This is a genomic window from Streptomyces sp. NPDC096136, from assembly GCF_044763325.1.
GTDB lineage: Bacteria > Actinomycetota > Actinomycetes > Streptomycetales > Streptomycetaceae > Streptomyces.
Genome location: NZ_JBIWFZ010000008.1, coordinates 103,945 through 128,292, shown reverse-complemented (window position 1 = coordinate 128,292; position 24,348 = coordinate 103,945). Strand labels below are relative to the sequence as shown.

The 24,348-nt window shown below is 72.9% G+C and carries 18 protein-coding genes and 1 tRNA gene; 7 read left to right on the top strand and 12 right to left on the bottom strand.

What is annotated here, in order from left to right; translation table 11 throughout:
- The first annotated feature begins 85 nt into the window (after window positions 1–85).
- On the top strand, window positions 86–2,779 hold the full coding sequence (ppc, locus tag ACIRBY_RS18920; protein WP_403902040.1) for a phosphoenolpyruvate carboxylase: 2,694 nt from the start codon (window positions 86–88) through the stop codon (window positions 2,777–2,779).
- A 64-nt stretch (window positions 2,780–2,843) separates the two neighbouring features.
- Here ppc and pth read toward each other — a convergent pair whose 3' ends face one another.
- The 6 genes from pth to ACIRBY_RS18890 all read right to left on the bottom strand — a co-directional run bounded on the left by pth (window position 2,844) and on the right by ACIRBY_RS18890 (window position 7,997).
- On the bottom strand, window positions 2,844–3,434 hold the full coding sequence (gene pth / locus ACIRBY_RS18915) for an aminoacyl-tRNA hydrolase (protein WP_403901773.1): 591 nt from the start codon (window positions 3,432–3,434) through the stop codon (window positions 2,844–2,846).
- A 120-nt stretch (window positions 3,435–3,554) separates the two neighbouring features.
- Window positions 3,555–4,139, bottom strand: coding sequence for a 50S ribosomal protein L25/general stress protein Ctc (locus ACIRBY_RS18910; RefSeq protein ID WP_403901772.1), 585 nt, complete (start codon window positions 4,137–4,139; stop codon window positions 3,555–3,557).
- Between the two features lie 189 nt (window positions 4,140–4,328).
- Entirely contained in the window at window positions 4,329–5,306 is a 978-nt protein-coding gene (locus tag ACIRBY_RS18905) for a ribose-phosphate diphosphokinase (protein WP_042815924.1), read from the bottom strand.
- A 134-nt stretch (window positions 5,307–5,440) separates the two neighbouring features.
- Complete coding sequence (gene glmU, locus ACIRBY_RS18900) at window positions 5,441–6,889, bottom strand: bifunctional UDP-N-acetylglucosamine diphosphorylase/glucosamine-1-phosphate N-acetyltransferase GlmU (protein ID WP_403901770.1); 1,449 nt, start codon at window positions 6,887–6,889, stop codon at window positions 5,441–5,443.
- A 120-nt stretch (window positions 6,890–7,009) separates the two neighbouring features.
- Window positions 7,010–7,080 (bottom strand) — tRNA-Gln (locus tag ACIRBY_RS18895).
- Window positions 7,081–7,091: 11 nt separating this feature from the next.
- Entirely contained in the window at window positions 7,092–7,997 is a 906-nt protein-coding gene (locus tag ACIRBY_RS18890) for a hypothetical protein (protein WP_403901769.1), read from the bottom strand.
- Window positions 7,998–8,128: 131 nt separating this feature from the next.
- Here ACIRBY_RS18890 and ACIRBY_RS18885 point away from each other — a divergent pair, with 131 nt between their 5' ends.
- A complete protein-coding gene (locus ACIRBY_RS18885; protein WP_403901767.1) occupies window positions 8,129–9,394 on the top strand; it encodes a histidine kinase in 1,266 nt (421 codons plus the stop codon).
- 16 nt (window positions 9,395–9,410) lie between these two features.
- Here ACIRBY_RS18885 and ACIRBY_RS18880 read toward each other — a convergent pair whose 3' ends face one another.
- Both ACIRBY_RS18880 and ACIRBY_RS18875 read right to left on the bottom strand, forming a co-directional pair.
- A complete protein-coding gene (locus ACIRBY_RS18880) occupies window positions 9,411–9,962 on the bottom strand; it encodes an SUKH-3 domain-containing protein (protein WP_403901765.1) in 552 nt (183 codons plus the stop codon).
- Window positions 9,963–9,967: 5 nt separating this feature from the next.
- Complete coding sequence (locus ACIRBY_RS18875; RefSeq protein ID WP_403901763.1) at window positions 9,968–10,531, bottom strand: YwqJ-related putative deaminase; 564 nt, start codon at window positions 10,529–10,531, stop codon at window positions 9,968–9,970.
- A gap of 228 nt (window positions 10,532–10,759) precedes the next feature.
- On the opposite strand from ACIRBY_RS18875, the gene ACIRBY_RS18870 reads away from it, so the two are divergent.
- The 3 genes from ACIRBY_RS18870 (at window position 10,760) to ACIRBY_RS18860 (ending at window position 15,422) form a co-directional block, all read left to right on the top strand.
- Entirely contained in the window at window positions 10,760–11,755 is a 996-nt protein-coding gene (locus ACIRBY_RS18870) for an SMI1/KNR4 family protein (protein WP_390688523.1), read from the top strand.
- Window positions 11,756–11,762: 7 nt separating this feature from the next.
- The gene (locus tag ACIRBY_RS18865) at window positions 11,763–14,393 is read left to right on the top strand and encodes an SUKH-4 family immunity protein (protein ID WP_403902038.1); all 2,631 of its coding nucleotides are present in this window, start codon (window positions 11,763–11,765) and stop codon (window positions 14,391–14,393) included.
- A 141-nt stretch (window positions 14,394–14,534) separates the two neighbouring features.
- Window positions 14,535–15,422, top strand: a complete 888-nt coding sequence (locus ACIRBY_RS18860; RefSeq protein ID WP_403901761.1) for a cellulose-binding protein — start codon at window positions 14,535–14,537, stop codon at window positions 15,420–15,422.
- 106 nt (window positions 15,423–15,528) lie between these two features.
- On the opposite strand, the gene ACIRBY_RS18855 is transcribed toward ACIRBY_RS18860, so the two are convergent.
- From ACIRBY_RS18855 to ACIRBY_RS18845, 3 genes are all read right to left on the bottom strand, one after another.
- Window positions 15,529–16,377 (bottom strand): alpha/beta fold hydrolase, encoded by an 849-nt coding sequence (locus ACIRBY_RS18855; RefSeq protein WP_403901760.1) that lies wholly within the window; start codon window positions 16,375–16,377, stop codon window positions 15,529–15,531.
- Window positions 16,377–17,273 carry a hypothetical protein gene (locus ACIRBY_RS18850; RefSeq protein WP_403901759.1) on the bottom strand — a complete coding sequence of 299 codons (897 nt, stop codon included), beginning with the start codon at window positions 17,271–17,273 and terminating at the stop codon, window positions 16,377–16,379. Before ACIRBY_RS18850 ends, ACIRBY_RS18855 begins: the two co-directional genes overlap by 1 nt.
- A gap of 74 nt (window positions 17,274–17,347) precedes the next feature.
- Window positions 17,348–18,937, bottom strand: a complete 1,590-nt coding sequence (locus tag ACIRBY_RS18845) for an MDR family MFS transporter (RefSeq protein WP_403901757.1) — start codon at window positions 18,935–18,937, stop codon at window positions 17,348–17,350.
- Between the two features lie 376 nt (window positions 18,938–19,313).
- Between ACIRBY_RS18845 and ACIRBY_RS18840 the strand changes: the two genes are divergently transcribed.
- Window positions 19,314–20,090: an ABC transporter ATP-binding protein gene (locus ACIRBY_RS18840; RefSeq protein WP_403901755.1), complete on the top strand. Its 777-nt coding sequence runs from the start codon at window positions 19,314–19,316 to the stop codon at window positions 20,088–20,090.
- On the top strand, window positions 20,087–22,660 hold the full coding sequence (locus ACIRBY_RS18835) for an ABC transporter permease (RefSeq protein ID WP_403901753.1): 2,574 nt from the start codon (window positions 20,087–20,089) through the stop codon (window positions 22,658–22,660). The genes ACIRBY_RS18840 and ACIRBY_RS18835 overlap by 4 nt, the downstream gene beginning before the upstream one ends.
- A 154-nt stretch (window positions 22,661–22,814) precedes the next feature.
- Here the strand turns inward: ACIRBY_RS18835 and ACIRBY_RS18830 are convergent, their stop codons facing one another.
- Complete coding sequence (locus tag ACIRBY_RS18830; RefSeq protein ID WP_403901751.1) at window positions 22,815–24,299, bottom strand: DUF2079 domain-containing protein; 1,485 nt, start codon at window positions 24,297–24,299, stop codon at window positions 22,815–22,817.
- Window positions 24,300–24,348: the final 49 nt, after the last annotated feature.

The following is a 24,348-nucleotide window of genomic DNA, read 5'->3' as shown; positions in this document are numbered from 1 at the left end:
TGCTGACCAGGCCCCCCAGGCCCCCGTCACCCAGCCCGCCGCCCCGTCCGACCGCAAGGACGCCGCACAGACGGCCAACGCGGAGCTGCGCGCGGACATCCGCCGCCTCGGCGACCTCCTCGGGGAGACCCTCGTACGCCAGGAGGGCCAGGACCTCCTCGACCTCGTCGAGCGCGTCCGCGCACTGACCCGCACCGACGGCGAGGCCGCCGCCGCACTGCTGGGCGACACCGACCTGGAGACCGCCGCCAAGCTCGTCCGCGCCTTCTCCACCTACTTCCACCTCGCCAACATCACCGAGCAGGTCCACCGCGGCAAGGAGCTGCGCGCCCACCGCGCCGCCGAGGGCGGGCTCCTCGCCCGCACCGCCGACATGCTCAAGGACGCCGACCCCGAACACCTGCGCGAGACGGTCAAGAACCTCAACGTCCGCCCCGTCTTCACCGCACACCCCACCGAAGCCGCCCGCCGCAGCGTCCTCAACAAGCTCCGCCGCATCGCCGCCCTCCTCGAAGAGCCCGTCACCGGAGCCGGCGACCGCCGCCGCCACGACCTGCGCCTCGCCGAGAACATCGACCTCGTCTGGCAGACCGACGAACTGCGCGTCGTCCGCCCCGAACCCACCGACGAGGCCCGCAACGCCATCTACTACCTCGACGAGCTCCACGCCGACGCCGTCGGCGACGTCCTCGAGGACCTCGCCGCCGAACTCCAGCGCGTCGGCGTCGAACTCCCCGCCGGCACCCGCCCCCTCACCTTCGGCACCTGGATCGGCGGCGACCGCGACGGCAACCCCAACGTCACCCCCGACGTCACCCGCGACGTGCTGATCCTCCAGCACGAACACGGCATCACCGACGCCCTCGAACTCATCGACTTCCTGCGCGGACTGCTCTCCAACTCCATCCGCTACACCGGCGCCACCGAGGAACTCCTCACCTCCCTCCAGGCCGACCTCGAACGCCTCCCCGAGATCAGCCCCCGCTACAAGCGCCTCAACGCCGAAGAGCCCTACCGCCTCAAGGCCACCTGCATCCGCCAGAAGCTCCTCAACACCCGCGAACGCCTCGCCAAGGGCACCCCCCACGAGGAAGGCCGCGACTACCTCGGCACCGCCGAGCTCCTCACCGACCTCACCCTCATCCAGACCTCCCTGCGCGAACACCGCGGCGCCCTCTTCGCCGACGGCCGCATGGACCGCACCATCCGCACCCTGGCCGCCTTCGGCCTCCAGCTCGCCACCATGGACGTACGCGAGCACGCCGACGCCCACCACCACGCCCTCGGCCAGCTCTTCGACCGCCTCGGCGAAGAGTCCTGGCGCTACAGCGACATGCCCCGCGACTACCGGCAGAAGCTCCTCGCCAAGGAACTCCGCTCCCGCCGCCCCCTCGCACCCACCCCCGCACCCCTCGACCCCGCCGGCCAGAAGACCCTCGGCGTCTTCTCCGCCATCAAGGACGCCTTCGAGAAGTTCGGCCCCGAAGTCATCGAGTCCTACATCATCTCGATGTGCCAGGGCGCCGACGACGTCTTCGCCGCCGCCGTCCTCGCCCGCGAAGCCGGCCTCCTCGACCTCCACGCCGGCTGGGCCAAGATCGGCATCGTCCCCCTCCTGGAGACCACCGACGAGCTCCGCGCCGCCGACGTCATCCTCGACGAGATGCTCGCCGACCCCTCCTACCGCCGCCTCGTCTCCCTGCGCGGCGACGTCCAGGAGGTCATGCTCGGCTACTCCGACTCCAGCAAGTTCGGCGGCATCACCACCAGCCAGTGGGAGATCCACCGCGCCCAGCGCCGCCTGCGCGACGTCGCCCACCGCCACGGCGTGCGCCTGCGCCTCTTCCACGGCCGCGGCGGCACCGTCGGCCGCGGCGGCGGCCCCTCCCACGACGCGATCCTCGCCCAGCCCTGGGGCACCCTCGAAGGCGAGATCAAGGTCACCGAACAGGGCGAGGTCATCTCCGACAAGTACCTCGTCCCCTCCCTCGCCCGCGAGAACCTCGAACTGACCGTCGCGGCCACCCTCCAGGCCTCCGCCCTGCACACCGCCCCCCGGCAGTCCCCCGACGCCCTCACCCGCTGGGACGCGGCCATGGACATCGTGTCCGACGCCGCCCACTCCGCCTACCGCGAGCTCGTCGAGGACCCCGACCTGCCCGCCTACTTCTTCGCCGCCACCCCCGTCGACCAGCTCGCCGACCTCCACCTCGGCTCCCGGCCCTCCCGCCGCCCCGACTCCGGAGCCGGCCTCGACGGACTGCGCGCCATCCCCTGGGTCTTCGGCTGGACCCAGTCCCGCCAGATCGTCCCCGGCTGGTACGGCGTCGGCTCAGGCCTCAAGGCCCTGCGCGAAGCCGGCCAGGACGACGCCCTCGGCGAGATGGGCGAGAAGTGGCACTTCTTCCGCAACTTCCTCTCCAACGTCGAGATGACCCTCGCCAAGACCGACCTGCGCATCGCCCGCCACTACGTCGACACCCTGGTCCCCGAGAACCTCAAGCACGTCTTCGCCCGCATCGAGGCCGAACACGAGCTCACCGTCCGCGAGGTCCTGCGCATCACCGGCGGCGAGGAGCTCCTCGACTCCCAGCCCGTCCTCCAGCAGACCTTCGCCGTCCGCGACGCCTACCTGGACCCCATCTCCTACCTCCAGGTCTCCCTCCTGGCCCGCCAGCGCGCCGCCGCCTCCCGCGGCGAAACCCCCGACCCGCTCCTGGCCCGCGCCCTGCTCCTGACCGTCAACGGCGTCGCCGCCGGCCTGCGCAACACCGGCTGACCCCGCCCGCACACGACGGAGCCCCCCGCACCATCCGGCGCGGGGGGCTCCACCGTGTACCGCCCTACGAGTTGTACACGGACTGCGCCCGCTCCAGACCCTCCTGGACCAGGCACTCCACCGCATCCGCCGACCGGTCCACGAACCAGTCCAGCTCCTTGCGCTCCGTCGACGAGAAGTCCTTCAGCACGAAGTCCGCCACCTGCATCCGCCCCGGCGGACGGCCGATCCCGCACCGCACCCGGTGGTAGTCCGCACCCATCGCCTTCGTCATCGACTTCAGCCCGTTGTGGCCGTTGTCCCCGCCGCCCAGCTTCAGCCGCAGCGTCGCGTAGTCGATGTCCAGCTCGTCATGGACCGCCACGATCCGCTCCAGCGGCACCTTGTAGAAATCGCGCAGCGCCGTCACCGGACCGCCCGACAGGTTCATGAACGACATCGGCTTCGCGATCACCACCCGCCGGTTCGCCGGCCCCGGAGCACCGATCCGGCCCTCCAGCACCTGGGCCCGCGCCTTGTGCGCCTTGAACTTGCCGCCGATCCGCTCGGCCAGCAGGTCGGCCACCATGAAGCCGATGTTGTGGCGGTTGCCGGCGTACTCCGCTCCCGGGTTCCCGAGACCGACGATCAGCCAGGGTGCCGCGTCGTCCGACATCAAAAGCTCCTTAAGGCCTTGCCTTGCTCTGCCTTGCCATGAACGAAAGACGACCGCCGTCCCGCTCCAGTGGAGCCGGACGGCGGTCGGTCAGCAACTGCTGAGGAGGAAGGGCGAGGCTCAGGCCTCGTCGCCCTCGGCCGCCTCGGCGGCCGGCTCCTCGGCCTGCGGGGCGACGACCTGCAGGACGGCGGTCTCGCCGTCGATGGCCAGCGTGGTGCCGGCCGGCAGGACCAGGTCGGAGGCGTGCACGGTGGCACCGGCCTCCAGGCCCGCGATGGAGACGGTGACCTCGGTCGGGATGTGGGTGGCCTCGGCCTCGACGGAGACGGTGGCGAGGAGGGTCTCCAGCAGGTTGCCGCCGGCGGCCAGGTCGCCCTCGGTCACGACCGGAACCTCGACCGTGACCTTCTCGCCCTTCTGGACGATCAGGAAGTCGACGTGCAGGATGTTGCGCTTCAGCGGGTGGCGCTGGATGGCCTTCGGGATGACCAGCTCGGTGCCGTCGCCCGCGATGTCCAGGGAGAGCAGCGCGTTCGGGGTCTTCAGGGCCATCATCAGGGCGTGGGCCTCGACACCGACGTGCTTCGGGGTCGTGCCGTGACCGTAGATGACACCCGGGGTCAGGGCCTCGCGGCGAGCCTGACGGGCCGAGCCCTTGCCGAAGGACTCACGGAGCTTCGCGGAAAGCTTGATCTCGGACATGTTCACTCCTCGTGGGGTGACGAAAACGGACAGAAGTCACCCGGCCGAAACGGCCTGCTACGAAGAGCGCGTCGATAACGGAGCGCCCGTACCGGAAAACAGGTACGGCCTCCCTCGCCGAGCAACTCGTCGAGTGTACCCGGCGGGGAGGCCGCGCCCAAAAGGATCTAGCGCAGGACCCTCAGGCCCTTACTGCTGCTCCTCGAACAGGCTCGTCACCGAACCGTCCTCGAACACCTCGCGCACCGCACGGGCGATCATCGGGGCGATCGACAGGACCGTGATCTTGTCGAGCTCCAGGTCGGACGGGTCGGGCAGCGTGTTCGTGAAGACGAACTCGCTGACCTTCGAGTTCTTCAGGCGGTCCGCCGCCGGACCCGACAGGATGCCGTGCGTCGCCGTCACGATGACGTCCTCCGCACCGTGGGCGAACAGCGCGTCGGCCGCGGCGCAGATCGTGCCACCCGTGTCGATCATGTCGTCGACCAGCACGCAGACGCGGCCCTTGACCTCACCGACGACCTCGTGGACCGTCACCTGGTTGGCGACGTCCTTGTCGCGGCGCTTGTGCACGATCGCCAGCGGCGCGTCCAGACGGTCGCACCAGCGGTCGGCCACCCGCACACGGCCGGCGTCCGGGGACACCACCGTCAGCTTCGTGCGGTCCACCTTGGCGCCCACGTAGTCCGCGAGGACGTTCAGCGCCGACAGGTGGTCCACCGGGCCGTCGAAGAAGCCCTGGATCTGGTCCGTGTGCAGGTCGACCGTCAGGATGCGGTCCGCACCCGAGGTCTTCAGCAGGTCCGCGACCAGACGCGCCGAGATCGGCTCGCGACCCTTGTGCTTCTTGTCCTGACGGGCGTACCCGTACGACGGGATGATCACCGTGATGGAACGAGCCGACGCGCGCTTCAGCGCGTCGATCATGATCAGCTGCTCCATGATCCACTTGTTGATCGGAGCCGTGTGGCTCTGGATCAGGAAGCAGTCCGCGCCACGCGCCGACTCCTGGAAGCGGACGTAGATCTCACCGTTCGCGAAGTCGAAAGCCTTGGTCGGCACCAGGCTGACCCCCAGCTGGTGCGCGACCTCCTCGGCCAGCTCGGGGTGGGCGCGGCCGGAGAAGAGCATCAGCTTCTTCTCGCCGGTCGTCTTGATCCCGGTCACAGCACTGTCTCCTCAGACGTGTGAAAAGCTGCTCGCCCCCGTGTACGTCCGTCCCGCACACGGTGAGCCAGCCGAATTGCGTGCACCTATCACGGTACGCCGTCCCCGGCGTACTCGTTTCCGGTCAGTTCACCTCAGTGGTGGCCGGAGTCCTTCTCGGACGAGGACTGCGCAGCCGTCGCGGCCGCACTGCCGGGCCGCTTGCGGGCCACCCAACCCTCGATATTCCGCTGCTGGCCGCGTGCCACGGCAAGCGCGCCCGCCGGAACGTCCTTCGTGATCACCGATCCGGCGGCCGTGTAGGCGCCGTCCCCGATCGTGACGGGAGCCACAAACATGTTGTCCGAACCCGTCTTGCAATGTGAGCCGACGGTGGTGTGGTGCTTGTGCTCCCCGTCGTAGTTCACGAAGACGCTCGCGGCGCCGATGTTCGTGTACTCGCCGATCGTCGCGTCGCCCACGTACGACAGGTGCGGGACCTTCGTCCCCTCGCCGATCGTCGCGTTCTTCATCTCGACGTACGTGCCGGCCTTCGCCTTCGCGCCGAGGTCCGTCCCCGGACGCAGGTACGCGAACGGGCCGACCGTGGCCTGGTCGCCGACGACCGCCCCGTCCGCCACCGTGTTGTCCACGCGCGCCCCCGCGCCCACGCGGGTGTCCTTCAGGCGGGTGTTCGGGCCGACCTCGGCCCCCTCGCCGACGTGCGTGTCGCCCAGCAGCTGGGTCCCGGGGTGGACGAGCGCGTCCTGCCCGAAGGTCACCGTCACGTCCACGAACACGCTGCCCGGGTCCACGACCGTCACGCCCGCGAGCATGGCCCGCTCCAGCAGGCGCGCGTTCATCAGGGCGCGGGCCTCGGCCAGCTGCACCCGGTTGTTGATCCCGAGGATCTGGCGGTGGTCGCTGCCGACCGCAGCCCCGACGCGGTGCCCCGCCTCGCGCAGGATCCCCAGCACGTCGGTGAGGTACTCCTCGCCCTGGCTGTTGTCGGTGCGGACCTTGCCGAGCGCGTCGGCGAGCAGGGCGCCGTCGAAGGCGAAGACCCCGGAGTTGATCTCCCGGATCGCGCGCTGCGCGTCGGTGGCGTCCTTGTGCTCGACGATGGCCGTGACGGCGCCGGTGGCGGGGTCGCGGACGATGCGGCCGTAGCCGGTGGAGTCGGGGACCTCGGCGGTGAGGACGGTGACGGCGTTGCCGTCGGCCTCGTGGGTGGCCGCGAGGGCGCGCAGGGTCTCGCCGGTGAGCAGCGGGGTGTCGCCGCAGACGACGATGACGGTCCCGTCGACCGTGCCGCCGAGCTCTTCGAGGGCCATCCGGACGGCGTGGCCGGTGCCGTTCTGCTCGTGCTGGACGGCGGTGCGGACGCCGGCGTCGACGCCGGCGAGGTGCGCGGTCACCTGCTCGCGGGCGTGGCCCACGACGACGACGAGGTGGGTCGGGTCGAGCTCGCGGGAGGCGGCGACCACGTGACCGACGAGCGAGCGCCCGCAGATCTCGTGCAGGACCTTGGGAGTGGCCGACTTCATGCGGGTGCCCTCACCCGCTGCGAGTACGACGACGGCTGCCGGGCGGGTTGCGCTCACGGGTGTGCCCTTCGGCTTCGGGGGTGGACCCGTGAAGGATAGCGGGGGGTCACAGGTCGGAAACGAGGCCGGGTCCCGACCGTGAGGTCAGGACCCGAACTTGAACGTGCTTTGGTCGTGCTCCCGGAGAAGGATTCGAACCCTCATTCAATGGACCAAAACCATTTGTCCTGCCCTTAGACGATCCGGGATGGTTCGTCACCTATGTCCGACTTCGTTGATCGGATTCGGATGCAGCCCCTACTATGCCGCACCACCACCCTTCGATGCGACGGTACAGATCGGCGCTTTGGAGAGCGCGGACCGCGAGGCAGCCGTAGTAGGTGTCCCCGGTGTTCTTGCGATTGGTCCTGGGGTTGTGCCGCTTGAGGGTGGTTTTCTGGAACTGTGCCACTTCGACACCGACGAGGCCTGCCCAGAACTCCTCCGCCGCTGCGATGTCGGCCGATTCGTGGATCATGACGCTGAAGCGAATCAGCTCGTTGTCGACGCCGAGCAGGCGGAGCCAGGCGAGGTGGACGCGCACCATGCCGGGGTCGCTGTTCACGAAGATCACCTTCTCGCGGCGGTCGTAGGACTTGTCCTTGCTCCCCTCCGACCAGTAGAGGCCGACGCCCAAGAGGAAGAGCTCACGGTCTGAGAGCGTGCCGATCTCGGCGGTCGCCGACTCCTTGGTGCGGCGTCGTTCGTCGTCGCGCACCTGGAGCGTCCGCTCCCAGCCGTGTCGCGCGATCTCGGAGGCTTCGGCGGTGGTGCGCCGCCGCTCCGGCTTCGGCAGGTCGCGGACCCAGAGGGAGATCGAGCTCTTCGAGCAGCCCAGCTCGACCTGTATCTGGTCGTAGGTCATGCCCTGGAGGCGGAGTTCCCTGGCCCGGTCGCGGAGGTCGTCCTTCGCGTTGGGGCGCTTCGTCCATTCCGGTGCGGGCTCGCCCTCCAGGAGGCGGTTGAGGATGTCGTTGTTGTGGACGTGCAGCCGGTCGCGGATCTGGCGGCGGCTGAGGCCCTCGCGGCGGAGGGCGACGGCCGGTTCCCGGAGGGCTTCGAAGGTCGTGGCCCCGCTGCGGAGGCCGCCGGTGCCGTCGCCGGGGCGACGTCGGATTTCGCTCATGTCGCCACTGTCGTCCGGAATGTGGGATTCAGGTCTCGGATTCCGGATGATTCAGTCGTACGTGCGATGACCCCGGGTCTGCCGGAATTCCGTTCGCGCCCGTGCTGGGGGCGCTGCGTACGCTGGTCGGCATGACCAGTACGGGGGATGAACGCGAAGGGGCCGGGCGGGACGGGCCCTGGTGGTGGGAGCGGCGGCGGGGGGCCGTGCTCGATGTGGGGCTGGGGGTGGTGTCCGCCGTCGAGTGCGCCTTCGAGGGGATTCCGTTCGCGCACGAGGCCGGGCTGCCGGTGGGGCTCGGGGTGCTGTTCGGGGTCCTGGTGGGGGCGGTGCTGGTGCTGCGGCGGCGGTGGCCGGTCGCCGTGGTGCTGGTGGGGATCGCCGTCACGCCGGCGGCGATGGGGTTCCTGCTCGGGGTGGTGGGGCTGTACACGCTGGCCGCCTGCGAGGTGCCCCGGAGGGTCACCGCCACGCTGGCCGCGATGTCGCTGGCCGGGACGTTCGCGGTGACCTATTTGAGGACCCGGGGGGACGTCGAGGGGGAGGGCGCGCTCGTCTTCGTGCTGTCCGCGTTCATGGCGGTGGCGCTGACCGTGCCGCCGGTGCTGCTCGGGCTGTACGTGGGGGCGCGGCGGCGGCTGATGGAGAGCCTGCAGGAGCGGGCGGACTCGCTGGAGCGGGAGCTGTCGCTGCTGGCCGACCGGGCGGAGGAGCGGGCGGAGTGGGCGCGGCAGGAGGAGCGGACGCGGATCGCGCGGGAGATGCACGACGTGGTGGCGCACCGGGTGTCGCTGATGGTGGTGCACGCGGCGGCGTTGCAGGCGGTGGCGGGGAAGGATCCGGAGAAGGCGGTGCGCAACGCGGTGCTGGTGGGGGACATGGGGCGGCAGGCGTTGACGGAGTTGCGGGAGATGTTGGGGGTTCTGCGGGCGTCGGAGAAGCCGGCCAGGGTGGTGGCGCCGGTGGCGGTGGCCGCGGCGCCGGCGTCGGTGCAGGTGGGGGAGGAGGGGCCTTCGCTGGCGGAGCTGGAGGTGCTGGTGGGGCAGTCGCGGGCGGCGGGGATGAGTGTGGAGATGGTGGTGCAGGGGGAGCGGGGCGTGTATCCGGGGGAGGTGGAGCAGACGGCGTACCGGGTGGTGCAGGAGGCGCTGACGAACTGCCACAAGCACGCTCCGGGGGCGCGGGTCGTCGTACGGCTGGCGCACCGGGAGGGGGAGGTGGCGATGCAGGTGGAGAACGGGCCGTGCGAGGGGGAGGCGCGGGGTGCCGATCTGCCCAGTGGGGGCAACGGGCTGGTGGGGATGCGGGAGCGGGTGCTGGGGCTGGGCGGGGTGTTCGTGTCGGGGCCGACGGACGGGGGCGGGTTCCGGGTGTCGGCGGTGCTGCCGTTCGGGTAGTCCCGCCCCCGGGGTGTCAGGGGGTGGCGGTGGTGAGCCGGGCGGGCTGGAGGCCGGTGAGGAGGAGGGTGAGGGCTTCGTCGGGGCTCGTGCCGAGGTACCAGTCGCCGGTGTGGTCGACGAGGTAGGTGCGGTTCTCGCGGTCGATGGCGAGGTGGGCGCCGCCGGCGGTGTCGGAGCCAAGGGGGCAGAGCTGGGTGGAGAGGGCCCGGCCGAGGTCGGCGAAGGTGCGGGCGAGGTGGAGTCCGGTGAGCGGGTCGAGGCGGACCGGGGTGGGGGCTATCTGGCGGCCGGGGCCGGGGGCGGTGATGGTGAGGCCGCCGAATTCGGCCCAGGCTTCGACGGCGGCGGGGAAGACGGTGTGGCGGTGGCCGGCGGGGGTGGTGTGGTCGCGGAGGGCGTCGGCCCAGTATTCGGCCTGTTTGATGTCCCAGCGGCCGGGTTCCCAGCCTGCTGCGCGCAGGGCGGCGTCGACGCCGACGGGGAAGCGGTTGGCGGAGGAGCGGCCGTAGGAGGCCGGGGCGGCCGAAGGGGTGGCGGAGGCCGAAGAGGCTGAGGAGGCGGTCATGGTGGCTACTCGGGCTGGGTGAGGTCGACGGGGCGTACGCCGAAGTGGTTGAGGAGCGCGTCGCAGGAGCGGCAGGGGGGTGCGTAGCTGCCGTGGAGCGGGTCGCCGTCCTCGCGGATGCGGCGGGCGGTGATCTTGGCGTGTTTCAGGGCGCGGCGGGCTTCGCTCGCGGTGAGGGGTTTGCGGGAGGCGCGTCTGCTGCGGGCGCCTTCGACGGTGGTGAGGTGGCGGGAGAGGAGTATGGCTTCGGGGCAGCGGCCGGTGAAGCGCTCCCGCTGGCCGCTGGTGAGGGTGTCGAGGAAGTCCTGGACGAGGGGGTGCAGGGCGGGTGGCTGGTCGCCCTTGCCGGCGGTGCCGGTGAGGGTTTCGCCGCGGACGGAGAGGGCGGCGGCGACGGTGGGCAGGATGCCGTCGCGGCGGAAGCGGAGTACGGGCGGGGTGTTGGGTCCGGCCGCGGTGCTCCAGCGCAGGCGCGGGTCGCCGGCGGGGCCGGGTTCGGTGTTCTGTCCGCGGTCCGCGCGGGGTGCCGTGTTGTGCGTGCCCGCGGTGTGTGTGGTCGCTGTCTGCATGGTGCCTCTTCCCTCCCGTGCGGCGGTGGTGGCCGCTGTGGCGCACGCCCCCGTGCTGCGGGGACAGCCTGTCAAATGTCCGCTGTCACGTGGAAGCGGGGTCGAATATTCGTATCAATTCGGATGTTCCCGCCCTGTGCGCCCCTGCCGAGGACGGGGGCGGGTGAGGGTCTTGCCGGAGCACTTAGGCTGTGGTGAACCGTCCAGATCCAGCAGGGAGCCACCACCATGACGACAGGTCGGCTCGGGCAGCAGGCCGTGCCACCCAACGCCGCGTACTCGGGGCAGGTCGTGCATTTCCCGGACCCGGTCCGGGCCGCTCGGCATCCCCATGGCGTGCGGATGGACGGGGACGGTCATCCCGACTTCTCGCGGTACGCGCGTGCGGCCGTGGAGATCGCCGAGCCCCCGGAGGGTTTCGGCGCGGACGAGCTGCGGCTGACGGACTGCGTGTCCGCCAACGCGGCGATGCACGAGGCGGGTCATCCGCTGTGGGACACGGTGGGGCCGGTGGCGACGCCGCACGGCTGGACCTGGCACCACGTGGCGGGTTCGCGGCGGATGGAGCTGGTCCCGGTCGAGGTGAAGGCGCTGCTGCGGCACCACGCGGGTCTGGCGACGGCTCCGGTGGACCACGAGAAGCGTGGTGGGCGGCCGCTCCAGGAGGTCCGGCCGGTCCATCTGGGGCTGCCGAAGTCGCTGGTGTCGGTGTCGGAGTCGCAGGTGCAGGGGGTCGAGGAGGACCTGGGGTACCGGCTTCCGGAGGCGTACCGGTCGTTCCTGAAGGCGGCGGGCGGGTGCGCGCCGGTGGGCGCGGGGCTGTTCGTGGAGCTGGGGATGCTGGTGGACCAGCCGTTCTTCACGGTGCGTGAGGAGGCGGCGGTCAACGACCTCGTGTACATCAACAAGTGTCTGCGGGACCACCTGACGAAGGACTACCTGTGCGTGGCCTTCGTGCAGGGCGGGCTGCTCGCGGTGAAGGTGCGGGGCGAGGGGGTCGGTTCCGTCTGGTTCTCCCCGTACGACGACGCGCGCGACCGGGACGGCTGGTCGGTGCAGGAGCGCGTGGAGCGGCTGTTGCTGCCGTGCGGTGCCGATTTCGATGCCTTCCTGGAGCGTGTGGCGGGGAATCCGCCGGAGCTGGAGACGGTGGCCGGTCTGATGGTGGACGGCGGTTTCGCGCGTTCGGTTCCGGTGGCTGACACCGGCATGGGTGAGGGGTGAGCGCGTCGTGGTGACGTTCGCGCAGGCGCAGGAGCGCGCCGAGGAGTGGATCAACGGGGACGTGCCCGGGTACCAGCACCGCGAGGTGCGGGTGCGGGAGTTCGGGCTGGGCTTCGTGGTGTGGGCGGAGGACCGGGCCGGGGGTCCGGTGTCGGGTGGCGGCCGTCAGCGGCTGGTCATCGCGCGGGACAGCGGCGAGGTGACGCTGTGGCCCGGGTTGCCGGTGGGTGAGGTGATCCGGCGGTACGAGGAGGAGTACGGGGCTGCTGCGACGGCGGCTTCGGAGGCTTCGGTGCCGCCGCCGCGGATCGACTCGGAGCAGACGTCGTTCATGCTGAGCCCGCCGGAGTGGCTCCAGGAGGCCGCGGACCGGGCGGGGATCCCGCCGGTGGTGGGTGCGGGGTCGGGGTCTTCGGGGTCGGGGTCGGGGTCGGCCGGTTCTGGTTCCGGTTCCGGGTCTGCCGGGCCTTCTGGTTCCGCCGGTTCCGCGGGTGCGGGCGTGCCGGACGCGGTGCCGGGCGGGTCCGGGTCGTGGGCCGGTACCGATGTGAACCCGGGGGCCGGTGAGGGTGACGGTTCCGTGCCGCTGCCCGCGACGGTGTTCGCGCCGGCGCTGTCGGGTTCCGACCTGGACGACGCGCCGGCTCCCTCCGGGGCGGGTGCGGAGGCCAAGACCACGCTGATGGCCGGGGGCAGCCAGCTGCCGAGGACCGCGATCGCTCCGGCGCTGGCGCTCCAGGCGGAGGCCGCGGGCGGCGCCGGCGCGGCGGGCGGGGCGCCGCAGGGCGTCGGCCCGGTGCCGGGGGTTCCGGCTGCGGGGCCTGGGGCGCCGGGCGCGCCTGGGGCTGCTGGTATGCCTGGGACTGCTGTGCCGGGTGCGCCCGGGATGCCTGCGGCTCCCGGTATGCCCGGTGCTCCTGAGGCTTCCGGGGCTCCTGGGATGCCTGGTGCTCCCGGGGCTCCTGGGGCGTCCATGCCGCCTGTTCCGCCTGCGCCTGCCGGGATGCCTTCGGCTCCTGGTGTGCCTGGTGGTCCCGGGGCTCCCGGTGTGCCGGGGGCTCCTGGGGCGTCGATGCCGTCTGCGCCGCCTGTTCCGCCTGCGCCTGCCGGGATGCCTTCGGCGCCCGGTGCTCCCGGTGCGCCTGGGGGCGGGGCGTACGCCGCGACGATGCTGGCCGGGCCGGGTACGGTTCCGCCGCCCGGGCCGCCCGGTGCGCCGACGCCGCCTCCGGCGCCGCCCGCCGCTCCTGGTTCCGGTTCCCTCGGGGGCGGGTTCGACCACGCGGCCACGATGCTGGCCGGTCCCGCGGTCGTGCAGGCGCCCAACCCGCCCGGTCCTCCGGCGCCGCCCGGGCCTCCCGGTGCGCCGCCGGCCCCGCCGGCGCCCCCCGGTGCGCCCGGTGGCTCCCTCGGGGGCGGGCTCGACCACGCCGCGACCATGTTGGCCGGTCCGGCCGTCGTGCAGCCGCCCGCGCCTCCGGGGCCGCCCGGTGCTCCTGGTGCGCCCGGGGCTCCCGGGGCTCCCGGTGCGCCCGGGGGCGGGATGCAGCACGCCGCGACGATGCTGGCCGGTCCGGGCACCGTTCCGCCGCCCGGTCCGCCCGGTCCGCCCTCCGCGCCGCCCGGCGGTCCGGCGGGGCAGCCGCCGGCCCCGTCCGGCGTGCCCACGGTCGGCCCCGGCTACCAGGCCGTGCTCCGCTACCGCGCGCCCGACGGCTCCGAGCAGCAGCTCATCCGCCGCTCGGCGCCCGGTACCCCGCACCCCGAGTGGCAGATCCTGTACGAGCTCCGCGCGATGAACGTGCCGCCGCAGCAGGTGCTGGAGCTGCACACCGAGCTGGCCTCCTGCGAGCTGCCCGGCGGTTACTGCGCCCGGATGATCCGGGAGACCTGGCCGCAGGTGCGGATCACGAGCGTGGCCCCGTACGGGACCGACCACGCGGGACGTCAGCAGGGCATGCGGCACCTGCTCACCCATCAGGGTGAGCTGCACCAGGTGGCGGACGGCCCGGCGCGTCCGGCGCCGGTCCGGGCGCCGCTGCCGCAGGTCCCGCTCCAGCCGGCGATCCCGATGGACGCGATCGCGCAGGAGCTGGCGGGGGCCTTCGGGCCGCAGGGGATCTTCCGCTTCGACCAGCGGGCGGTATCGCGACAGGGCGTGCCGGAGATCGTGGCGCAGACGCTGATGTGGGCCGGTCTGCCCGTCGATTTCGGGCCGTTCTTCTGGGCGCAGGCCGTGCCCGGGCAGCCGGTGCCGACGCTGGCCGAGCTGGCCGCGCAGCGGCAGGTGCAGCCGGCGTCGGACGCGGGCTCGTACCTGGTCATCGGCAGTGACTTCGGCAAGGCGCTGTGCGTGCAGTACGGGACGGCGCACATCGTCGCGGTGCCGGTGGAGGGCGGTCCCGGCGGGGCGCCGGTGCCGCCGCAGTTCGTGAATTCGAGCCTGCCGCAGTTCGCGCGGTCGCTGGCGATGCTGGGTCACATGTGGCGTCTGCGCCAGCATCTGACGCCGGAGCAGGCGGGACACTGGACCGTCGACTTCCAGGCGAACCTGGCGGGGCTCGACAGTGCGGCGCTGGCGTCACCGGAGAGCTGGTGGTCGGTGCTGCTGGAGCAGATGTGGGACGGACTGCTCTGAGCGGTCCGCCGATCGGATGAATGGCCGGGCCGGGACCCCTCCGAAGGGGGTCCCGGCCCGGCCATTCAGGCTTCTGGCCTCAAATGACGCATCCTTGACGGGAATCCCCGCGAGAGAGGCGCTTCCAGGATGAGTGCACCGATGTCACCTCACGGTCCCCAGGGTTTCCCGACCGTGCGCGGCGGCCGCGGCTACCGGCCGGAGGACGTCGACCGGTACGTCGCCCGGCTGGCCGGCAGCCGGGACGAGGCCTGGGAACGGGTGGCGCGGCTGACCGTCCTGGCGCGGCAGATGGAGCAGGAGGCGGAGCGGCTGCGTGCGGCGGTGGCGGCGCTGGCGCCGCAGACCTACGACGAGCTGAGCGAGCGCGCCCGGCGGATCCTTTCGCTGGCGGAGGAGGAGTCGGAGGTCCTGCGCGCCGACGCGCGGGCGGACGCGGTGGAGGCGGCGGGCGCGGCGGAGGCGCACGCGGACCGGGTGGCGGAGCTGGCGCGGCACGACGCGGAGGCGGTGCGCGAGCAGACCGAGGTGCGGGCGCGGCAGGGGCTGTTGCAGGCGCAGCGGGAGGCGGACGGGCTGCGGTCGAAGGCGCGCGAGGAGGCCGCGCAGTGGCGGGCCGACGCGCAGGCCGGGCTGGCGGACACGCGGCGGCGGGCGCATGCGCTGCTGGCGGAGCGGGAGCAGGAGCAGGCGGAGCGGCGGGACGCGGCCGAGCGGGAGGCCGCGGCGCGGGAGGCGGAGCAGGAGGCGCGGCTCGCGGAGATGGAGCGGTACGCGCAGGCGCGGCTGGCGGAGGCGCGGCGGGGGTTCGCGGAGGCGGAGGAGTCGGCGCGGCACGGCCAGGAGGACGCGGAGGCGCGGGCGGCGGAGCTGGTGGCGCAGGCGCGGGTGCGGCAGGAGCGGGTGGGGCGGGAGACGGAGCGGATCCTGCGGGAGCACGAGGAGGCGCAGGAGGAGATGCGGGCCCACATGAACCACGTCCGCTCCAGCCTGGCGGCCCTGACGGGGCGGGCTCCGGCGGAGGGGTAGGGGCGCCGCCCCTGCCCTGCCGGGCGTTTCCGGGCAGCGGTGGAAGGGCGGCGCGGGGCGTGGGCTGCGGCGTGCCGGGGTGCGCCGCAGCCCCGGCCGGGAGCGGTCAGAGGCGGGTCAGGAAGGAGCCGATCAGCGGGGCGATCTCGTCGAGGTGGGTCTCCAGTGCGAAGTGCCCGGCGCCTTCGAAGACGTGGACGTCGGCGTCCGGCGCGTCCCGCAGGTACGCCTTGGCCCCGGCGGGGGTGAAGAAGGGGTCCCCCGCGCCCCAGACGACCAGCACCGGTACCGCCGAGTCGCGGATCCATGCCTGCCAGGCCGGGTAGTGGGCGAAGTTCGAGGCGTAGTCGAAGGCGAGGTCGGCCTGGGCGTCGGTGCGGCCGGGCAGGCCGAGGTAGTGGACGTCGAGGGTCCAGTTGTCGGGGGAGACGAGGGCGGGGTCCGCGACTCCGGTCTCGTACTGGAAGCGGGTGCCTTCCGGGGTGAACAGCCGGCGCACCCGTTCCTCGTTGCCCGGCACCTCGCGCCGCAGTCCGGCGAACTCGCGGGCGGCGGCGGAGAGTCCCTCGTCGTAGGCGTTGCCGTTCTGGACGATGAGGCCGGTGATCCGTTCGGGGCGCCGGGTGGCGAGCCGCAGGCCGACGGGGGCGCCGAAGTCGAAGACGTACAGGGCGAAGCGGTCCAGGGCGAGGGCGTCGGTGAAGCCCTCCACGATGTCCGCGAGGCGGTCGAAGGCGTAGGCGAAGCCGGGCGGGGCGTCGGTGCGGCCGAAGCCCGGGTAGTCGGGGGCGATCAGCCGGTACGGGGTGTCGCGGAGGGCGTCCATCAGGCGGGTGAACTGGTGCGAGGCGGTGGGGAAGCCGTGCAGGAGCAGCAGGACGGGGCCGTCGGCGGGTCCGCTTTCGCGGTAGGCCACGGTCACGCCGTCGACGTCGACGGTGCGGTGCGCGATCATCACAGGTCTCCGGAGGGTCGGGTGGCTTCGGTCGGGCCCCGGTCCGCCGGCCGGGCGGCGGGCGGTGCGGGGGCCGGTGCGGTGGCCGTGTCGCAGTGGTAGGGGTCGCTGCGCAGGCCGCGGGAGGTGACCACCAGGGTGAACGGGGGTTTCGCGTCCGGCGGCAGGGTGGCCGTGAGGGTGCCGGTCGCCGGGTCCTGGACGGTGGTGAGCGGGGTGTCGTCCAGGGTGAGGCGGGGGTCGGTGAAGCCGCCGCCCTCGACCGTGAGCGCGCCGTCCTGGGTGACGGCGGCGTGGGTGATCACCGGGTTGCCGCGGGTGGCCATCTTGTTGACCAGGTACGCGCCCGCCGGGGCGCCGGTCAGGGCCCAGATCTCGGAGGGGAGGTCGGGCAGGCCGCCGCCCACGTCGGAGAGGAAGAAGAGGACGACGTAGAGCATGGTGACCGCGCTCAGGGCCACGTACTGGAGGTCCACGAGGTCGGTGCGGCCGCTGTCGTTGGCGATCAGCTCCCGCAGCGGCCGGCGCCCGCCGGGGGTGGGCTTGGGCGCCGGCTTGGCCAGGGTGCCGTTCTCCACCCGGATCCCGACGACCGTCTTGGCGGCGATCAGCGCGATGTACGGGCCGCCGAGCAGCGGGAGGTAGACCGGGGTCAGGGAGGCGAGCGGGCCGTGCTCGCCGCGGAACCAGGCGACCCCGCCGCCCGCCGTCAGCCCGTAGCCGAGGATGGCGAGCAGCAGCCAGACCAGGATCACGGTCCAGGCCAGGGCCAGGGTGGTCGAGGTGGAGAGCCGGCCGTCGCGTCCGGTGACGAAGTCCGGCCTGCGGTACAGGCGCAGTGCGACGGGTCCGGCCAGGGCGGCCAGTAACGCCAGTGCGAAGAGTGCGGATGCCATGTCGTCCCCCCGGATGCGGTCCTGGGGAGAGCCTCACCCAACCAGGCAGGGCATGACAAGTTGTCAAGCGGTCGTCATTCGTGTTCCGGCAGGACGGGGAACCTCCGGGGCGCCACCAGCAGCAGGACGAGCAGCGCGGCCACCCCGGCGGCCGTCGCGCCGAGGAAGATGTGGTCCACCGCGGCCGCCACGGCTTGCCGCAGGTGCTCCGACGCGGCCCGTGAGAGGCTGCCCGGCTCGGCCAGGGCCCGCGACACGTCGTCCAGCCGGTGCGGCAGTCCCGGCAGCGGCTCCCGCGCCAGCCGGGCGGCGACGGTCGCGTTGGCCACCGCCCCCATCAGCGCGGCGCCCACGGCCTGGCCGACGGTGCGGCAGAACAGCACGGAGGCCGTCGTGGTGCCGCGCTCGGCCCAGTCGACCGTGGACTGCACCCCGACCACCAGCGGCAGCTGGAACAGGCCCAGCGAGGCCCCCAGCAACAGCATGATCAGCGCCGGCTGCCAGGTCTTCGCGGGATGCGGCAGCAGGTGGAAGCCGAACAGGACCACCGCGGCCAGCCCCATGCCGAGGGCGGCGGTGTCGCGGAAGCCGATGCGCCGGTACACGTGCTGGCAGACGGCGGCCGACAGCGGCCAGCTGAGCGTCATCAGGGCCGTCACCAGCCCCGCCCCGACCGGCCCGAGGCCGAGCACGGACTGGGCGTAGGTCGGCATGAACACCATCGGGGCGACCATCAGCAGCCCCAGCGCCCCCATCGCCAGGTTGACGGCGGCGATGGTCCGCCGGCGCCACACCCACCCGGGCAGGATCGGGTCCGCGGCCCGGCGCTCCACCCGGACCACCACCGCCGCCAGGACCGCGCTCGTGCCCATCAGCCCCAGCGAGGGGGCGGACAGCCACGGCCAGGCGACCCCGCCCTGGACCAGGGCGAAGAGCAGCAGCCCGCCGCAGGCGAAGATCCCGAGGGCCCCCGCCCAGTCCACCGGGCCGCGCCGGGCGGGGGCGCGCCGGGGTTCGACGAGGTGGCGGGCGGTCAGCCACAGGGCGAGTCCGGCCATCGGCACGTTGATCAGGAAGGTCCAGCGCCAGCCCGCGTATCCGGCGATGAGGCCGCCGAGGGCCGGGCCGACGAGGGCGCAGCTCGCCCACACGGTGGTCATGCGGGCCTGGATGCGCGGGCGGTCGCGCAGCGGGTAGAGGTCGGCGGCCAGGGTCTGCACGGTGCTCTGGAGGGCGCCGCCGCCCAGGCCCTGGACGATCCGGAAGGCGATGAGCGCGCCCATGTTCCAGGCGGAGGCGCAGAGCACCGAGCCGGCCAGGAAGAGGGCGGTGCCGAAGAGCAGGACGGGCTTGCGGCCGAAGGTGTCGCTGAGCTTGCCGTAGACGGGGAGGGTGACCGTGACGGCGAGGAGGTAGCCGGAGAAGAGCCAGGAGAAGACGGCGAAGCCGCCGATGTCCCCGACGATCTGGGGGACGGCGGTGGAGACGATGGTGGTGTCGAGGGCGACCAGGGCCATGGACAGCATCAGGGACGCGACGACCCGCGCCGGGGGGCGGCCCTGGACGGGTATGCCGGCCTCCGCCCCTTCGGCCGAAACCTTTCCTCCCGGGGTGCCGGCCGGCTCCCCGCCGGAGGCCGTGCCCCCGCTCTTCTCCGTCTCCACCGTGTTCCCCCTTCGTCCGCGCAGACACCCTCTCACCGGGGTGCGCCGGGCGGAATCCCCATCTCACGCGGGGTGTGCCGGGCCGTGCCCCCTACGTCCGGTCCGTCGGACGGCGGACATCCCCTAGGGGTCCCTCACCATTTGGGCCCAGGGGACTTTCGTCCCGGCGGAGGAGGCCGAAGGTCCGTCCGCGTCTTTAACTGGTTCACATGGGCGGGGCCGCGGGGCGGGGTGGGGTTAACCCCCCGGCGGATACGGCGACGGGCACCAGGGTGCCGGACACCCCCCGTTCAGCAGACTTCACGACGGCGACGCACGGACGCGGTACGCACGCAGTACGCACACCAACAGGGGAGAGAACACCGTGACAACGGCGATGACCGAGACCAGGCACGGAAGCGGCGGGGGGCACGGCTCCGTGGCCGCCCGGGCGCGCCAGGTCGTCAAGGCGTACGGCTCCGGCGAGACCCGCGTCGTCGCCCTCGACCACGTGGACGTGGACATCCACCGCGGCCAGTTCACCGCGATCATGGGCCCGTCCGGCTCCGGCAAGTCCACGCTCATGCACTGCCTGGCCGGCCTGGACACGGTGACCAGCGGGCGGATCCACCTGGAGGACACCGAGATCACCGGTCTCAAGGACAAGAAGCTCACGCAGCTGCGCCGTGACAAGATCGGCTTCATCTTCCAGGCGTTCAACCTGCTGCCGACGCTGAACGCCCTGGAGAACATCACCCTCCCGATGGACATCGCCGGCCGCAAGGCGGACCCGCAGTGGCTGGACCGGGTCGTGCAGACCGTCGGTCTCGCCGGGCGCCTCAAGCACCGCCCGACCGAGCTGTCCGGCGGCCAGCAGCAGCGCGTGGCCGTGGCCCGCGCCCTCGCCGCCCGCCCGGCGATCATCTTCGGCGACGAGCCCACCGGGAACCTGGACTCGCGGGCCGGCGCCGAGGTGCTCGGCTTCCTGCGCCAGTCGGTGGACGAGCTCGCCCAGACCATCGTGATGGTCACGCACGACCCGGTCGCCGCCTCCTACGCGGACCGCGTCGTCTTCCTGGCCGACGGCCGCATCGTCGACGAGATGTACGGGCCCACCGCCGACCAGGTCCTGGACCGGATGAAGGACTTCGACGCGCGCGGGCGGACCTCGTGACCGTCATGAAGACCGCGCGGCGCAACTTCTTCGCGCACAAGGGCCGGATGGCGCTGTCCGCCATCGCCGTGCTGCTCTCGGTCGCCTTCGTCTGCGGGACCCTGGTGTTCACGGACACCATGAACACCACGTTCGACAAGCTGTTCGCCGTCACCAGCTCCGACGTCACCGTCAGCCCCAAGGAGGCCGCCGACGGCGAGGACGACCCGAACCGCGGCCGCCCGCAGGTGCTGCCCGGCTCGGCCCTGGAGAAGGTGCGCGGAGCCCAGGGCGTCAAGTCCGCCGAGGGCGGCGTCATCTCGACGGCCGTCACCGTGGTGAACTCCAAGAACGAGAACATGGGGTCGACCACGGGGGCCCCGACCATCGCCGGCAACTGGACCGACGGCGAGCTCAAGTCCATGAAGATCAGCTCCGGCCGGGCCCCGCGCGGTCCGACCGAGATGATGGTCGACGCGGACACCGCCGACAAGCACCACCTGAAGCTCGGCGACGAGCTGCGCACCATCGCCATCACCGGCGACGTCCGGGCGAGGATCAGCGGCATCGCCTCCTTCACCGTCACCAACCCGGGCGCGGCCGTCGTCTACTTCGACACCGCCACCGCCCAGGAGAAGCTGCTCGGCCGGCCCGGCACCTTCACCCACGTCAGCGTCACCGCCAAGGACGGCGTCAGCGACGAGCAGCTGAAGAAGAACGTGGCCGCCGCCGTCGGCGCGGACACCTACAAGCTGCAGACCGCCAAGGAGTCCACGGCCGCCAACAAGAAGGACATGGGCTTCCTCGACGTCATGAAGTACGTGATGCTCGGGTTCGCCGGCATCGCCTTCCTCGTCGGCATCTTCCTGATCTTCAACACCTTCTCGATGCTGGTCGCCCAGCGCACCCGTGAGATCGGCCTGATGCGGGCCATCGGCTCCGACCGGGGCCAGATCAACCGCTCGGTGCTGCTGGAGGCCCTCCTGCTCGGCGTCGTCGGCTCCGCCGCCGGTGTCGCGGCGGGCGTCGGCCTGGCCGTCGGCCTGATGAAGCTCATGGGCCAGATGGGCATGCACCTGTCCACCGGCGACCTGACGGTCCGCTGGACCACCCCGGTCGTCGGCCTGGTCCTGGGCACCGTCGTCACCGTCGTCGCCGCCTACATACCGGCCCGCCGGGCCGGGAGGGTCTCCCCGATGGCCGCCCTGCGCGACGCCGGCACCCCCGGCGACCGCAAGGCCGGCGCGGTCCGCGCCGTCCTCGGCCTGGTCCTCACCGGCATCGGCGGAGCGGCCCTGTTCCTCGCCGCGGCCGCCGACAAGGCCTCCGCCGGCTCGCTGTGGCTGGCCGTCGGCGTCCTGTTCAGCCTCATCGGCTTCATCGTGATCGGCCCGCTGCTGGCGGGCGTCGTGGTCCGGGTGCTCGCCGCGCCCGTCCTGCGGCCCTTCGGCTCCGTCGGCCGACTCGCCGAGCGCAACGCCCTGCGCAACCCGCGCCGTACGGGCGCCACCGCCGCCGCGCTGATGATCGGTTTGGCGCTGGTCGCCTGCCTGTCGGTGGTCGGGTCCTCGATGGTGGCCTCCGCCACCGACGAGCTCGACCGCACGGTCGGCGCGGACTACATCGTCGCCTCCCAGGGCGGCCAGCCGCTGATGCCGCAGGCCGAGCAGGCCATGCGCGGGGTCAAGGGCCTCGACCACGTCACCGCCTACCGCGAGGTCGAGGCGAGGATCACCGCCCCGGACGGCACCTCCGCCCAGGACCGGCTCAGCGCCACCGACCCCTCCTACGCCCAGGACGTCCGCCGCAAGACGGTCGCCGGGCAGCACAAGGACGCGTACGCCCCCGGCGCGATGGCCGTCGGCTCGAAGTACGCCGACGAGCACCACGTGAAGGTCGGCGACGAGCTGGGCGTGGCCTTCAACGGCGGGAAGAGCGTCAAGCTGAAGGTCGCCGCGATCACCTCGGACGAGGGCAACCTCGACAAGGGCGTGAAGTACGTCAGCACCGCCACCGCCGAGGCCAACCTGCCGGCCGACCAGCTGCCGCGCCCGTTCATGCTGCTGGCCAAGGCCGAGAAGGGGCAGGCCGACAGCGCCTACACGGCGCTCAAGGCGGCCATGGCCGAGTACCCGCAGTACAAGGTGCTCAACCAGACCGACTACAAGAAGGACCTCAAGGACCAGGTCGGGCAGCTGCTCAACATGGTTTACGGCCTCCTCGCCCTGGCGATCATCGTCGCGGTGCTGGGCGTCGTGAACACCCTGGCCCTCTCGGTGGTCGAGCGGACCCGTGAGATCGGCCTGATGCGCGCCATCGGCCTCTCGCGCCGCCAGCTGCGCCGGATGATCCGCCTGGAGTCGGTGGTCATCGCCCTCTTCGGCGCCCTGCTGGGCCTGGGGCTGGGCATGGGCTGGGGCGCCACGGCGCAGCGGCTCCTCGCCCTCCAGGGCCTGAAGGTGCTGGAGATCCCCTGGCCGACGATCATCGCGGTGTTCGCCGGCTCGGCCCTGGTGGGCCTGTTCGCCGCACTGGTCCCGGCGTTCCGGGCGGGGCGGATGAACGTTCTGAACGCGATCGCCAGCGAGTAGCCGCCGGCGGTCGTACGGGGGAGGGAGCGGGGATCCCCACGGGGGAGGTACGGGGATCCCGCGGGGGAGCACGGGGGAGCACGGGGGAACGCGCCGGTCCCGGACCGTCCGAGAGGGCGGCCCGGGACCGGCGCGTCGCGTCGGGGCCCCGCCGCTACAGCTGCCGCTCCAGCAGGACCACCCCGTCCGCCTCGCCCGCCAGGACGAACCGCGACCCCGGGTGCAGCCGCCCCGCGTACGCGAGGGGGTCCCCGGCCCAGCCGGAGGCGTTGTCGAAGACCAGGTAGGCCGGGCGCACCCCCTGCGTGCCGCCGATCCAGAACACCCGGCAGCGCGACGTCAGCCGGGTCAGCGCGGGGTAGTCGGCCTCCACCGCCACCCCGTCCGGGATCCGCGCCAGCAGCCGCTCGACCGCGGTGACCCGCGCGGGCTTCGTGTACGTGGCCCGCTCCCCGAGCCGGGCCAGCGGCAGGCCGGTGGCGCTCAGCGCGAGCGCGGCGGCGAGCAGGGCGCCGGGCAGCTGGTGGGCGTACGCGCGCACCCACGGCCGGGGGCTGCGCCGGGCGCCGTCGAGGGAGTCGGCCAGCGCCAGCGCGGCGACCGGCATCAGCACGGCGCTGTAGTGCCAGTCGGTGGACCAGTAGTGCGGGTCCGCCGAAGCGAACCGCCAGCCCAGCGTCGGCACGGCCACCCACAGCAGCGGGGAGCGCAGCGCCAGCAGCCCGGTGGTGGGGACCAGCACCCACGCCAGGGTGGTGAGCTTGGTGCCCAGGCCGCGCAGGGCGCCGCCGGGCCCGCCGACCTTCTCCCAGTAGGCGTACCCGTCGGGGGCGAAGGCGGGGACCACCACCGTGAACACCAGTACGGCGGCCGCCACCGCGGCCACGGCCACGGCGACGGCGAGCCGTGCCGCCCGCCGGTCGGTGGGGCGGGCCCGCCGGGCGACCACCAGCGCCAGGGCGGCGAGGGTGATCCCGAGGTCCTCCTTGACCAGCAGCAGCGGCAGCCCCCAGGCCAGGGCGGCCCGCCACCGCCGCGCCAGCAGCGCCTCCAGGGCGAAGGCGAGCAGCGGCACCGCGAAGCAGATCTCGTGGAAGTCGAAGTCGACGGCCCGCTGGATCCCCCACGACAGCCCGTACGCCGCCCCGAGCGCGAGCCCCCGGGCCGGACCGAGCAGCCGGACCGAGGCCCGGGTGACGGGCAGGGCCGACAGCGCGAACAGCGCCGCCTGCACCACCAGCAGGGTGACCGGGCCGGGGAAGAGCCGGTAGAGCGGGGCGATCAGCGCGACGACGGGGCTGAAGTGGTCGCCGAGGACGATGGCGCCCGGCCCCTTCAGGTCCGCCACCGGAGCCCGGAGGTGGGCGTAGGCCCGGACGGCCTGCTCGAAGATGCCCAGGTCCCAGGAGTTCTCCTCCATCCGCCGGTGGCGGGTCACGGAGAGCACGGCGTACGCGCAGAACAGCGCGGCGGCCAGCGCGTGCGGCGCCCGCGCCCGGGCCCGTGCGGCGGCCCGGTCCCGCCGCCCCGCGCTCCCCCGCGCGAGGGCCGGCGCCACGGCCTCCGCCGCGGCCGGCGTGGCGGTGGCCGAGGCGGCGGGCGCGGCGGCGCCGTCGGGCGGGCTTGCGGTCATGGGCATCGGGACAGACTGCCATCCGGGTGCGGAAGCGCAGCCTCCGCCCCTTGCC